This is a genomic window from Aquamicrobium lusatiense (assembly GCF_014201615.1).
Lineage (GTDB): Bacteria > Pseudomonadota > Alphaproteobacteria > Rhizobiales > Rhizobiaceae > Mesorhizobium > Mesorhizobium lusatiense.
This window is the reverse complement of sequence record NZ_JACHEU010000006.1, coordinates 78,237-91,536: the sequence shown is the minus strand read 5'-3', so window position 1 is coordinate 91,536 and position 13,300 is coordinate 78,237. Positions and strand designations below refer to the sequence as shown.

The following is a 13,300-nucleotide window of genomic DNA, read 5'->3' as shown; positions in this document are numbered from 1 at the left end:
GGAGGACAAGACATGCCTGAGATCTTTTCGCACGGTCACTCGACCCTGAAATACCCCAACGACAATCCCTATCTGAACGGCGCCCACAAGCCGATCGACCTGGAATACACCGCCCGCGGCCCGGATCTGACGATCATCGGCGAGGTGCCGAAGGATCTTCAGGGCATGTATGTGCGCAACGGCCACAATCAGGTGCACGAGCCCATCGGCAAGTACCATCCCTTTGACGGCGACGGCATGCTGCACGCCGTCTGGTTCAACGAGGGCAAGGTCGAATACCGCAACCGTTTCACCCAGACGACCGGCTATCTGGCCGAGAAGGCGGCTGGCAAATCGCTCTGGCCCGGGATCATCGAGCCCAAGCGCAGGACGCGGCGCGGCTGGGGCAGCATCGGCGCGATGAAGGACAACACCGGCACCGACGTGGTGGTGCATGCCGGCAAGATCATTGTTGCGATGTCGCAATGCTCCGAACCCTACCGGCTGGACACGCAGACGCTGGACACTCTGGGCCCCGACGAGAACTGGGCCGCCGCCCTGGGCGACCGAGGCATCTGCTCGCATTTCAAGGTCGATGAACACACCGGCCACATGATGTTCTTCAACTTCTCGGAAAAGCCGCCGTACATGAATTACGGGGTGATTGATGCCGGAAACAATCTGGTGCATTACGCGCCAATCGAGCTGCCCGGTCCGCGCTGGCCGCACGATCTGGGGATGACCGAGCATTATTCCATCGTGCACGACCTGCCGATGTTCTTCGATCCCGAGAGCCTGAAGAAGGGCGGCCACCGGCTGAAATTCTGGCGCGATATCCCGGCCCGCTTCGGGGTGATCCCGCGCTTCGGCACCAACGAGGATGTCCGCTGGTTCGAGGCCGAGCCCTGCTACATCCTTCACCTGTCGAACAGCTATGAACAGGGTGACGAGGTGGTGATGGAGGGCTGCATCATGACCAATCCCGTCCCCGACATGCACAACATCCCGGCGGAAGGCTACGAGCGCCTGTGCAAGATGCTGGATCTCCACACGACCGAAACCCGGATGCATCGCTGGTATTTCAACATGAAGACCGGCGAGACGCGCGAAGAGCGGCTGGACGACGAAATCACCGAATTCCCGATGGTCAACGGCCTCTATAACGGGCGCAAGACGCGCTACAGTTACAACGCCGTCCCTCAGCGCGGCGAATGGCTGCTGGAAGGGCTCAAGAAATTCGATTTTGAAACCGGCAAGACCGACCGCTTCATCATGCCCGCGGGCGAATTCGTCAGCGAGGCGCCCTTCGCCCCCCGCCTCAACGCGAAATCCGAGGATGACGGCTATCTGGTCACCTTCGTGACCAACACCAACACCGGCAAGGGCGAATGCGTGTTGTTCGATGCGCAGAACATCGGCGCCGGGCCGATCTGTCGGGTGATCATGCCCTATCACATTCCCACCGGCGCTCATGCCTTCTGGGCCGGGCCGCACATGCTTTACGAAAACGGCGTCAGCCTGGCGGATTGAACGGACACACCATGAACGAGATGACATCTTCGGTCATCCGTGCGCGCAATCCGCGCACGGGTCAGGTGGATTACACCTGCCCTGCCTTCCCTGCCTCCGGGCTTGACGCATTGATCGCGGGGCTGCGCGCAGCGCAGCCGGGCTGGGTGACCGCGGGCATCGACGGCCGCGCCACGGTGCTGCGCGCCTTTTGCACCGCACTGGCCGCGCGCCGCGAGGACCTGCTCGACGCGCTTCTGGCCGATACCGGGCGCCTGCACGAAAGCCGGATCGAGGCCGATGCCGCCGGGGTCTGGGTCGACTGCTGGGTCGAGGTCGCGCCGCGCTCGCTCGATACACTGCCCAGGGACACGGGTCTGGCCGGGATCACCGGCACGGCAGGGTTCCGCCCCTATCCCGTGGTCGGCGTGATCGGACCCTGGAACTTCCCGCTGGCTCTGGGGCTGATGGATGCGATCCCGGCGCTGGTCGCGGGATGCGCGGTGATCCTGAAACCCTCGGAGGTGACGCCGCGCTTCGTTGACGTGCTCCAGGCCGCGCTGGACGAGGTGCCGGCCCTGGCCGCGATCTTCCGTGTGGTGCGGGGGGATGGCGCACTGGGGGCAGCGATCGTCGATCAGGTGGACATGGTCTGCTTCACCGGCTCCACCCGCACCGGGCGGCTCGTCGCCCGCCGCGCGGCCGAACGGTTCATCCCCTGTTTCACCGAACTCGGCGGCAAGGATCCAGCTCTGGTGCTGGAAGGGGCCGATATCGACCGCGCAACCTCGGCCCTGGCGACGGGGGCGACCCTGGGAGCGGGCCAGCAATGCTATTCGATCGAGCGCATCTACGTGCCTCGCTCGCTGCACGACGGCTTCGTCGCCCAGCTGGCTGCGAAGGTCGCGCGGCTACGGCCCAATTGGCCTGATCCCGCACAAGGGCATATTGGCCCGATCACCTTCCTGCCGCAAGCCGAGATCCTGCGGCGCCATCTGGACGATGCCATCGAGCGCGGCGCTCGCATCGTCACCGGCGGGGCGATCGAGACCCACGGCGGCGGCCTCTGGTGCCAGCCGACGGTGCTGACCGATGTCGATCATTCCATGCTGATCATGCGCGAGGAAAGCTTCGGTCCGTTCCTGCCGGTGATGGCCTATGACAGCCTCGACGAGGCGGTGGCGCTGGCCAATGACAGCCACTACGGCCTGTCGGCGGCGGTCTTCGGCCCTGAAGAGGCCGCGCAGGCGGTGGCGCGGCGACTCGACGCGGGCGGGGTCTCGATCAATGACGCAGGGCTGGCCCCGCTCTTCATCGGAAGCCCCCTGGTGCCCGAGAAGACCGCCTTCAACCATTCGGGCCTCGGTGGATCACGCACCGGCGCGGATTCCATCCGCCGCTTCGTGCGCAAGCAGGCCATCCTCTCCAACCCCGCCACAGGGCCATCGCCCTGGTGGTTCAGCCTGTGAACGGAAGATCAATGTTGAATTTCAAGGACAGCGTCGTCTGGGTCACGGGCAGCAGCACCGGCATCGGTCGCGCCGCCGCCCGCAAATTCGCCAGTCTCGGCGCGGATCTGGTGATCCATGGCCTGAACCAGCAGGATCTGACCGCTGAACTGGCCACCGAACTCACCGCCCTGGGTCGGCGGGTGCTGGTGCTTGACGGCGATCTGACCGAAGAGGCCGTGGTCGAGGGGTTTGCCCGCCAGATCGACGAAACCTTCGGCCGCCTCTCGGTGCTGGTCAATTGCGTCGGCGCCTCGCCTGCCAAGTCGCGGCTCGACGACATGCCGATCGAGACCTTCGACCGGGTGCTGGCGATCAACATTCGCACGCAGGTTCTGGCGACGCAAAAGGCTCTGCCGCTGCTGCGCCGCGCGGACGATCCCGCCATCGTCAACATCAGCTCCTCGGTGACGCGGGTCGGCGGGGTACCGGGCGGCATCGCCTATACCACGGCCAAAGGCGGGATCGACAGCTTCACCCGGGCACTTGCGCGCGAACTGGCGCCCGAGATCCGGGTCAATGCCGTGGCCCCCGGGCTGGTCACATCCCCCTTCCACGAGGAGGATCCAGAGCAGAAATATCCGTGGGTGATCAGCGCGGTGCCGATGAAGCGCGTGGGCAAACCCGAGGACATGGCCGGCGCCATCGCCTTCCTCGCCTCGTCCGAAGCCCGCTACATCACCGGCGAGACGCTGGAAGTCACCGGCGGGATGCGCCTCAGCTTCTGATCCTTCCCCGTTCGCGGCTCCTGCGCTCGGCGGGCTCGTGATGCAAGCCCGTTCGTCGGCGTGATCTGGATCGTCCCTATCGCGGTCGGCGGCACGGGCACTTCCGATCGCCCTGGCGTGACGCTTCCTACCACCAGCGGCTCGAACCCAACGCTCGTTTCGCGCCCCTCGCAGCCGGGAACGCGTAGCGGAATAACTCCAGCTTCAAACGGTCCAGTTTCCGGTAATCGGACCAGTCTTAACCAAGAACCGCGAACGGCGGCTGACGACCGACATGTTGCGCAAGGTGATGGCAGCGATCTTGGCGCACCGCGAAGTCGTGCCGCTGCTGTCGATGATCATTTCTCCGTCGATGGCACCTTGGTGAAGGCGTAGGCGTCGATGAAGAGCTTTCAGTCAAAGTCTGCGAGCGTGCCGCCGGATTGCGAGAAGCCGGACGATCCACTCGGCCCCGACAGCACCGCCAACGCCCAGACCTCTCAGACCCAGCTCGAGATCGAACCGATGACACACCCCACTCGCCGGAGCCGCAATGCCTAGGTCGGCTTCCGTGGCAGAAAGCGTACGAGCGTCGCCCATGCTTCGACCATCGACCCCGATGCCCGCTCTTCAAGAAGTCACAGGGCACCGGCGCGATGCTGTGCTTCATCAGGCATGCTCTGACCGAGAATCGCTGCGGTCGGATCGTAGAGGACGAGCTGACCCAGGCCGACTGCCACGCCGCGCGGCGCGCTGGACATAGTCAACTGCGGTTCCCCGAAACGAGCCAACAGCTGAAGCTGGAGACGGACAAAGAGTACGACGCGGCCGGGTTCGTCGCCAACCTCCGGCACGACTGCGTGATCCTGTATGTTGCACGGAAAGTGCGATATTCAGCGATCAATGGACGCACCGCCCGGTACCAAAGCCATGCCCTGTCCCGGAAACCCCGCAAGCGGATCGAAGAACCCTTTGGTGGACGAAAACCGTCGGTGGCATGGCACAGACCGTCCATCGCGGTGTTGAGCGCGTGCGATCCCACTTCATCCTGACAATGGCCGCTACCAACCTCGCCTGATCGCCCCGGCTGCAGGTAGCCTACGATCGTGAACGGTCGTCGAGCGCGCAAGACCTTCGCGGCGGCGCGCCGGACGCGTAAGACCACCAGTCCATTCGACGGAGAATCGTCATGGATCCTCGACTATCTCAGCGACCGTTAAAGGCTCAATTTTCCACGACGGAACACAGCGCTTCTATCGTGATAGCGGCGACACTACGCAAGTGTGGTTGCGTCAAGTGCTTTCGAAACCCGTGCCACCACATGAGACATCCATTCCGGTTATAGGATGGATCATCGATCCTCCGGCGCGCTGAACGCCAGAGGATCGATGTTGAAGCTACGCCCCGGTCCTCTGCCTAGCTTACCGGCTCGGAAAGTACCGCGATAGCCAGCCGAGGACCAGCGCCTTGTAGGCCTCGGGCCGTTCGGCGAAGCCGTAATGCCCAACCCCCTGCAGGATCTCGAACTCGCTATGCGGCGCGGCCTCGTGCATCAGGCGCATCCCCTCGGCCGGACAGGCCGGGTCGTGCTCGCCGGCGATCATCAGCACTGGCTTTTTCAGGGCTTCCAGCGCCACCCGCCCGTCATAGAGGGTCAGCGCGTTGAGCGAGGTGCGGAAGGTATCGGTCCGCATCGACAGCACCACCTCGAACACCCGGTCGACCAGCGGGCCGCTGGCCCCAGGCGCCATCATGTGGGTGATCAGCGGCCGCGCGTAATCCTGAACGCTCATGCCGCGCTCAAGCGGCGTCAGGCGTTCTTCCAGGAACAGGGCCCGGTCCTCGGGCGAGCGGTTGGGAATGCCCATCGAGCCGGCCGACAGGATCAGGCCGTTCACCCGATCCTCCATGTTGGTCAGCCGCGGACCGATCAGCGCGCCCATGGAATGGCCCAGAACAACGTTGGTTGCGCTGGCTTCCGCGCGGATCATCGCTTGCGCCGCATCGGCGAAGGCCTCGATGGTGGCGGGCTCGACCCGCGGGCTGTCGCCGTAGCCGGGCGCGTCCCAATCGACGACGCGATAGCCCGCCACCGCAAGGCTGTTGGCGAGATCGTCAAAATAGCGTCCGTCGCCATAAGCGCCGTGCAGCAGGAAAACCGTTGTGGGGCCGGACCCGCGGGCCCGGTAGACGGGAAGGCTGGTCATGGGGTTTCCTTTCGTTCGGAGCTCAGGCTTCCATCGTCGCCGGTCTGGGGACCGAGCCGGTTTCCCCCTGGATGCGATGCCCCTCGACCCAGCAGGCATGGGTGCCCTGGCAGATGCGCTCGGGCATCTCGATGGCGGCAATCGGCCCGGCGGCGATGTCGGCGGCGTCGAAGATCAGGGTTTCCGACATGTTGCGGATCATGTCGGTGACGATGGTGATGATATAGCCGTCATCCTCGGCCTTGGCGTTGGGCCTGAGCGCGACATGCGGCTCGCTGCCATAGCGTTCGGGCCCGTATTCGAAGCGGGTCTGGGTGCCGGTCAGCAGGTCGTATTTCTTGATTCCGGTGAACAGCCAGTCGCCCGGCTTGAACAGCGTGCCATAGCTGTAGCGATAGGGATAGCCGCAGACCGAATTGGCGAAGAAGGGGAATTCCGTCACCTCGTCGTCCAGGAATTCCTCGCGCGTTTCACCGGTCTTCAGGTTGAATTTCCAGCGATGCAGCCGGGTCTTGGTGCGGTGCTTGTCCAGATGGTCGAGGATCTTGTCATAGACATTGTCGATCTTGCCGATCGGCGGCTTGGCCGGATCGACCGAGATGCAGCCGTCCATGATGACCCAGTCGCCCTCTTCGTAGCAGTTCGACAGATGCAGGATGTAACAGGGCGTGGCCTCGAACCATTTCACGTCCGCATTCGTGCCATGCCGGGGGATTACGCCGAAGCGCGCGGGCACGTCGCGATGGAAGGTCAGCTTTCGCTCGCCGCGCTTCAGGGCTTCCTTGTCGAAGAAGAACGGCAGGTCGTGCAGGATCGAATAATTCTGCGTGACCCCCAGGTCGTGCGGCCAGCGCGGGCCGTCCAGCTCGATGGGGGTGTAATGGATGAGCTTGTTCTCGGCGTTCACCACGCCGTAGCTCATGTAGGGATACTGGTTCGAGAAGTTGAAGAACATCATCTCGCCCGTGTAGACATCGACCTTGTAATGGGCCGAGACGCCGATCGGCATCACCTCATGCGCCCAAGCCGCGTCCGGCCCGAGGTTCTCCAGCGTGACGGGATCCAGCCGCCAGGGTTCGGAGCCCTGGCTCATCACCGCGAGCAGCTTGCCGGCGTGACAATGCACATCGGTGCCAGCGTTGTCCTTCATTGCCCCGATTGCGCCCCAGCCCCGGCGCGTGTATTTCTGCGGCGCCAGAATCCCAGGCCAGAGCGGCTTGCCCGCGGCCTGCTCCGCCCACCAGCCGGTAGTCTCGATGAAGCGGTTGCGGTAGCGCGCCTTGCCATCCTGGAAATGCACCGCATGCAGCATCCCGTCGCCGTCGAACGGATGATAGATGCCGATGGAATCGTGCACCTGGTTATGGGTGTTGCGCACATAGATGCCGTGCAGGTCCCTGGGGATCTCGCCCCGCACCTTCAGCGTCTCGGTATCGGCGTTGTATTCATTGATATTGGGCGCGAAGGGGCCTTTCAGGAACGGGTTGTCCGTATCCGCGGGAACCGTGCTGCGCACGCTGCGAACGATCTCTTTCATCTCGGGTCCTTGCTTTGGAAGTTCTGTCAGGGTTCGTCAGGGGGGTCGGCCAGCAGGCCGAGAACGGTCTCGCACCAGCGCATTTCCTCACGACACAGGGCGAGGCGGCGCATGACCAGGATCCGGCGCGAGAATTCCCAGCAATCGGGATCGGTCAGCCGGTCGGGCGCCGCATCCGCCAGCGCGTCGCGCATCGCCTCGAAATAGGCGATCTCGCCCTTGAGCCAGTCCATCCGCTCGGCCATCAGGGCGCGGCGCTGCCCGGCCGGGGCGTGCCAGAGCGAATAGACCTTGCGCACGAATTCGTCGTTCTTGGCGGGATGGTGGGTCGGCCTCTCGATCCAGCCGTTCAGGATCACGGCGCCCCGGGGAAGGATCCGGTGCAGACGCTTGTTCGGCTTGCCCTGCTGCGTCACCTCGTTGACCTCGACCAGCCCGGCGGCCTCCATGATCGAGAGCGCCTGATAGACCTGGCTCAACTTGACCGGGCGGAAGCGGTGCAGCGCCTTCACGATGTCGTAGCCGGTCGTCGGATCGCGGGCGATGAGGCCGAGGATCTGATAGGCCAGCGGGTTCAGCTTGAGCCCGGCATCGGTCGGCTGGGGGTCATCCTGCATCCCTCAGGCCTCGCGTCTGGCGGGGGGGCGACGGCGCAGGGCCTTCAGCACCGTGTAGCCCAGCATGGCCGCGACGACGGCCACCAGCACGGCCGAGATCGGCCGGGTCACGAAGACAGTGTAATCGTCGCCCGAGATGAGCAGGGCTCGGCGGAAGCTGACCTCGATGATCGGCGACAGCACGAAGGCCAGCACAAATCCCGCGACGGAATAGTCCAGCCGCCGCATCAGATAGGCCCCGGCCCCGATGGCCAGCGCCAGCCACAGGTCGAAGATCTGCGCGCGCGAGGTATAGACGCCGACGATGGACAGGATCAGCACACCGGGGACCAGCACGAAATTCGGCGTCACCAGCGCCCGGGCAAAGCCGCGGCTGAGGAACTTGCCCATCAGGAACATGCCGAAGGTGGTGACGATGAAGCCCACGAAGATCCCGTGGATCAGGTCGGGATGGTCGCGGATCATCTGCGGGCCCGGCGTGATGCCGTGGATGATGAAGGCCCCGGCGATGATCGCTATGCCAGCGGTCCCGGGAATGCCCAGCGTCAGGAAGGGCAGCAGCGCGCCCCCGACCACGGCGTTGTTGGCGCTGTCGGGCGCGGCGATCCCCTCGCCGCTGCCCGTGCCGAATTTCTCGGGATGGCGCGACGCCGATTTCGCTGCCGAATAGGACAGCCAACCGGCCACGGTGGACCCGACCCCGGGCAGGATGCCCAGCAGCGTGCCGATCACACCCCCGATCATCCCCGCCTTCAGGCCGCCCAGCATCTCGCGCAGGGTCAGGGTGATCTTCATCTGTCGGGCATCGAACATGAAGCGGTGCCGCATGTTGCCGGCCATCATGAAGAAGGCTTCGGAAAAGGCGAACAGGCCCACCACCAGGGCGATCAGGTTCAGCCCCTCGTAGAGTTGCGGCACATCGAAGGTCAGCCGCGGCATGCCGGTGAAGACATCGAGGCCGATGGTCCCGGCGATCATGCCGAAGCAGATCGAGATCGCCACCTTGATCGGATCACGCTCGGCAAAGGCGGTCACGGCGACCAATCCCATCAGCCCGAGGAGGAAGAATTCCGCATCGCCGAGTCGCAGCGCGAACCGCGCCAGCGGCTGCGCGAAGAGGATCAGCACCAGCCCTCCGACCAGACCACCCAGCGTCGAGCCATAGAGCGAGAAGCCGAGCGCCCGGCCTGGCGAGCTTTCCTGCGCCATGGCCCGGCCGTCCTTGACGATGGGGGCGGCCATCACCGTGCCCGGAATGCCCAGGGCAATGGCCGAGATCGAGCCGCCGTATTCCGCGGCCTGATAGACCGCCAGCAGCATCAGGATCGCGTTCAGCGGCTCCATCGTATAGGTGAGGGGCAGGAGCAGCGTGATGGCGATGGTCAGCCCGAGCCCGGGCAACGCGCCGAACAGCATCCCGACGAAAAGCCCCAGCACGATGCTGCCCGCGGCCGACAGCAGCATCGCCAGATCGAGGTGAGCAAGCAGATCCATCACACACGACCCTCAGAAGCGAACGAAAAGAACGTAGGTGAAGAAGGCCTTGATCAACCCGATCACCACGGCGGAACCGGCCAGGTTCAGGGCCACAAGCCGCCAGCTCAGCCGCTCGTCCGCGGCATAGAAGCACAGCAGCCCGGCCAGAAAGACGAAGGCCAGCAGGAAGAAATGCCCGATGGTCTGCCACAGGCCGAAAAGCAGGATCATCGCCCCCAGCGTCACGGCGCCTTTCGCCGCGCCCGGAAACTCGAGCCGGGGACCGGCCGCGGCCCGCAGGGCGCGCAGGGCTCCGATGGCACAGAGCAGGATGGCGAGCCCGGCCATCAGCGTGGGGAAACCGCCCGAGCCGATGGTGCCTCCGAAGGGATTGGGCAGGGCGTGGGTCTGCCAGATGACGATCCCGGCCAGCGCGGCCAGCACCGCGTACATGAGCAGGTCAGCGGTTTTCGAAGGCATGGTCCGAGGCCTTTCCTTTCGTCGGGAGAAGGGCGGCGCCGGCCGTTCCCGCAGCGGGGCGCGCGAACGGCCGTCACCGGCTCACTGGCTGATGAGGCCCATGCGAAGCAGCTCGGCCCGATTCGAGGCGACGGTCTCGGTCAGGATCTGGCCGAAGGCCTCGGGACCGGCATAGGAGATCGGGTAATTGGCGTTTTCGAACAGGTCCTGCACGCCCGGATCCTCCAGCGCCGTTGCGATGGCGGTGCTCAGGACCTCCAGCCGGTCGGCAGGCGTTCCTGCCGGGGCTAGGAAAGCGGTGAAGAAATTCGCCACCGCCGGGATGCCCAGCTCGGTCGAGGTGGGGATATCGGCATAGACCGGATCGCTGGGCCGCATCGGTGTCAGGAAGACGATGGGCCGCACCTCGCCGCCGGTATGCATGTCCGGCATCTGCATCGTGCCCATGACCTGCCCGCCCATCAGGGCCGCGGTCAGCGGGGCGGTGCCCTCGAAGGGGATGTGGCGCATCTGGATCCCCAGTGCCGCCGCGAATTGCTCGGAAACGATATGGGTTCCGCTGCCGTTGCCGCCGGTCGAGGCATAGGTGAAGGCGCCGGGATTCGCCGTCGCCCAGGCCACGAGGTCATCGACGCTGCGGATGTCGGAATCCATATGCACGTTGAACGCGGCGGGGATCACGCTGACCTGGGCCAAGGGCGCGAAATCCTCGACCGTGAACGGGGTGCGGCCATAGAGCGGCTGAAGCGCGATGGGCGAGCTGGTGGTGAAGACGATGGTATAGCCGTCGGCCTCGGCATTGGCGACCTGCGTCAGCCCGATGGTCCCGGCGCCGCCCGGGGCGTTCACCACCACCACATCGGGCGTGTTCGGAAGGGCGACGCTCATGGCCCGCGCCAGGCTCCGCGCGAAGACGTCGGTGGCGCCGCCCGCCGCATAGGGTACGACAATCTCGATCGCGTGTTCGGGAAAGGTGTCGGCGATGGCGCTGGTGCCGCTCAGCGCCAGCAGCGCCGACGCCCAGGAAAGGGCCTTGGATGAGTTCATGATTTCCTCCTGATATGAACGCATTGACGGAAAAGGGGATCAGCGCACCCGCATGCCGCCGCTGGCCTCGATTACCTCGCCGGTCATGTAGCCGGCATGGTCCGAGGCCAGGAACAGGATCGGACCGGCCAGATCCTCGGGCTGGCCGATGCGCCCCAGCGGGATGCGGTTGACGAGATCCTTGTAAAGGACGGTGGCGTCCTGGTCGTGGAAGGGCGAGTTCACCAGGCCGGGCGAGGCCGCGTTGACCCGGATGCCATGCGGCGCCATTTCCTTGGCCAGCGCCCGGGTGAAGGCGTTCACCCCTCCCTTGGCCGCGGTATAGGCGGACGAGCCGACGATGCCGCCGCTGCGCTCGGTCATCGACGAGACATTGACGATGCGGCCCTTGCCGCTGGCCTTGAGCATCGCGAAACAGGCGCGCTGGGTGCGAAAGACGCTGCCCAGATTTCGGTCGAGCGTGGCCAGCCAGGTAGTGTCGTCCAGCTCCCAGATCGGCGCCCGCAGGGTCGGGGCGCCACCGGCGCAATTGACCAGCACGCTCAGCCCGCCCATCTGCGCGGCGATGTCGGCCGCCATGGCGTCGACGCTCTCGGTCGAGGTCAGGTCGCCGTCCACCACCAGGACGCGCCGCCCCATCGCCGCGATGCTGTCGGCCACCTGCTGCGAGGCATCGCGCTGGTTCAGCCCATGCACCACGACATCCGCGCCATGCTCGGCGAACAGCAGCGCGGTCGCCCGTCCGATGCCCGAGGCGCTGCCCGTGACCCAGACGATATCTCCCGTGAAATCAAACATCGTACCACCATGCTGAGGGTTCGTTCGTCACGTTGGTGACGATCATCTTGTGCCGAACGAACCGCAGGATCGAATCCGGCCCGGTGCGCGAGCCGCCCAGACCACTGGCGCCGAAGGGTTCCTTCGGCGTGACGGAGGGGTCGCCGATAAAAAAGGGCGTGGCCCCCGCATCGTTGACGTTGATGCCGCCGGCATTGAGCTGCCGGGCGACCGCCATCGCCCTTTCCTGCGGGCCGAAGACCGCGGCCGAGAGCCCGTAGCTCGACTCATTGGCCAGCCGGACGGCTTCGTGTTCGGAGTCGAAGGCCATGACCGGCATCAGCGGTCCGAAGGTCTCGTCTCGCATCACATCCATGGCGTGCGTCACCTGCGACAGCACGGTCGGCGCCACCCAGAGCCCGCCGCCATGCCGTTCGATCTCGCCGCCGCAGTGGACGATGGCACCCTTGTCCCGGGCGTCTTGCAGATGGGCGGTGATGATCTGTGCCTGCGGGGCAAAGATCAGCGGGCCGATCTGGCCGTCGGTCGGCTGCGGAAAGGCCAGTTTCAGCTTGCGCGCCTTCTCGGTCAGCAGCGCCAGGAAAGCGTCGTGCAGGGGCCGCGCGACGTAGATGCGTTCGATGGAATAGCATTGCTGACCGGTCCCCAGCGTCGCCCCGGTGACGATGGCGCGCGCCGCGCGCTCCAGGTCGGCGCCTTCCAGCACGATGGCGGGATCCTTGCCGCCCAGTTCGACGAAACAGGGGATCAGCCGCGCCCCGGCCCGTGCCGCGACTTTGCGGCCGGTGGCGGTGGAGCCGGTGAAGCAGATGCCGTCGACATGCTCGATCAGCGCGGCGCCCAGATCCCCGGCGCCGCGAATATAGGTCAGGACACCCTCCAACTCGGGGATCCGGGCGATGCTGCGCTCCAACGGCGCGATGAAATGCGGGGTGACTTCGCTGGGCTTGATGATGACCGCACAGCCCGCCAACAGTGCCGGGATCGCATCCATCAGCGACAGCGACATCGGAAAGTTCCAGGGGCTGATCACCCCCAGCACCGGGATCGCGGCGATTTCCGAGGCGCAGGTGAAGCTAGGGATCGAGGTCTGGCCCCCGCGCGGCGCCAGCGCCTTGGGGGCGATGGCCGACCAGCGGTCGATCCATTTTCCGATATTCGCCGCCTCGCGGCGCGATTCCAGCACGCGGCCGGTATCCTGCGACACGGCTGCGATCAGCGAATCCTGCATCGCCTCGATGACATCCCGCCAGCGGGCGAGGACGGCGATGCGGCCTTCGACGCCCCGGGCTGCCCAGGCCTTCTGCGCGGCGCGGGCCCGGGCGACGATGTCCTCAAGCTGGGCCAGCGGCGTTGCCGGGATGGGGGCGGAAGGCTGGCCATCGCGAGGATTGCGGGCACGAAATGCGTCCGTCTGGGGCGCCGTTAGGGTCAA

The 13,300-nt window shown here is 65.4% G+C and carries 11 protein-coding genes and 1 pseudogene; 4 read left to right on the top strand and 8 right to left on the bottom strand.

Annotation, left to right across the window (positions count from 1 at the left end):
* Positions 1-12: 12 nt before the first annotated feature.
* The 4 genes and pseudogenes from HNR59_RS19540 to HNR59_RS20855 form a co-directional block, all read left to right on the top strand.
* Positions 13-1,509: a carotenoid oxygenase family protein gene (locus HNR59_RS19540; RefSeq protein WP_183832805.1), complete on the top strand. Its 1,497-nt coding sequence runs from the start codon at positions 13-15 to the stop codon at positions 1,507-1,509.
* Positions 1,510-1,520: 11 nt separating this feature from the next.
* Positions 1,521-2,957, top strand: a complete 1,437-nt coding sequence (locus tag HNR59_RS19535; protein WP_210307462.1) for an aldehyde dehydrogenase family protein — start codon at positions 1,521-1,523, stop codon at positions 2,955-2,957.
* Positions 2,958-2,968: 11 nt separating this feature from the next.
* On the top strand, positions 2,969-3,724 hold the full coding sequence (locus HNR59_RS19530; protein ID WP_183832803.1) for an SDR family NAD(P)-dependent oxidoreductase: 756 nt from the start codon (positions 2,969-2,971) through the stop codon (positions 3,722-3,724).
* A 235-nt stretch (positions 3,725-3,959) separates the two neighbouring features.
* Positions 3,960-4,781, top strand: a pseudogene (locus tag HNR59_RS20855) (transposase); the annotation flags it as partial.
* 343 nt (positions 4,782-5,124) lie between these two features.
* Here HNR59_RS20855 and HNR59_RS19520 read toward each other — a convergent pair.
* The 8 genes from HNR59_RS19520 to HNR59_RS19485 all read right to left on the bottom strand — a co-directional run bounded on the left by HNR59_RS19520 (position 5,125) and on the right by HNR59_RS19485 (position 13,300).
* Complete coding sequence (locus HNR59_RS19520; RefSeq protein WP_183832798.1) at positions 5,125-5,910, bottom strand: alpha/beta fold hydrolase; 786 nt, start codon at positions 5,908-5,910, stop codon at positions 5,125-5,127.
* A gap of 22 nt (positions 5,911-5,932) precedes the next feature.
* A complete protein-coding gene (locus HNR59_RS19515; protein ID WP_183832796.1) occupies positions 5,933-7,447 on the bottom strand; it encodes a carotenoid oxygenase family protein in 1,515 nt (504 codons plus the stop codon).
* Between the two features lie 26 nt (positions 7,448-7,473).
* Positions 7,474-8,064: a PadR family transcriptional regulator gene (locus HNR59_RS19510; protein ID WP_183832794.1), complete on the bottom strand. Its 591-nt coding sequence runs from the start codon at positions 8,062-8,064 to the stop codon at positions 7,474-7,476.
* Between the two features lie 3 nt (positions 8,065-8,067).
* Positions 8,068-9,558: a tripartite tricarboxylate transporter permease gene (locus HNR59_RS19505; RefSeq protein WP_183832792.1), complete on the bottom strand. Its 1,491-nt coding sequence runs from the start codon at positions 9,556-9,558 to the stop codon at positions 8,068-8,070.
* A 12-nt stretch (positions 9,559-9,570) separates the two neighbouring features.
* The gene (locus tag HNR59_RS19500; protein WP_183832790.1) at positions 9,571-10,020 is read right to left on the bottom strand and encodes a hypothetical protein; all 450 of its coding nucleotides are present in this window, start codon (positions 10,018-10,020) and stop codon (positions 9,571-9,573) included.
* Between the two features lie 81 nt (positions 10,021-10,101).
* Positions 10,102-11,067 carry a Bug family tripartite tricarboxylate transporter substrate binding protein gene (locus tag HNR59_RS19495; protein WP_183832788.1) on the bottom strand — a complete coding sequence of 322 codons (966 nt, stop codon included), beginning with the start codon at positions 11,065-11,067 and terminating at the stop codon, positions 10,102-10,104.
* 39 nt (positions 11,068-11,106) lie between these two features.
* Positions 11,107-11,865 (bottom strand): SDR family NAD(P)-dependent oxidoreductase, encoded by a 759-nt coding sequence (locus HNR59_RS19490; protein WP_183832786.1) that lies wholly within the window; start codon positions 11,863-11,865, stop codon positions 11,107-11,109.
* A complete protein-coding gene (locus HNR59_RS19485) occupies positions 11,858-13,300 on the bottom strand; it encodes an aldehyde dehydrogenase family protein (protein ID WP_183832784.1) in 1,443 nt (480 codons plus the stop codon). The genes HNR59_RS19490 and HNR59_RS19485 overlap by 8 nt, the downstream gene beginning before the upstream one ends.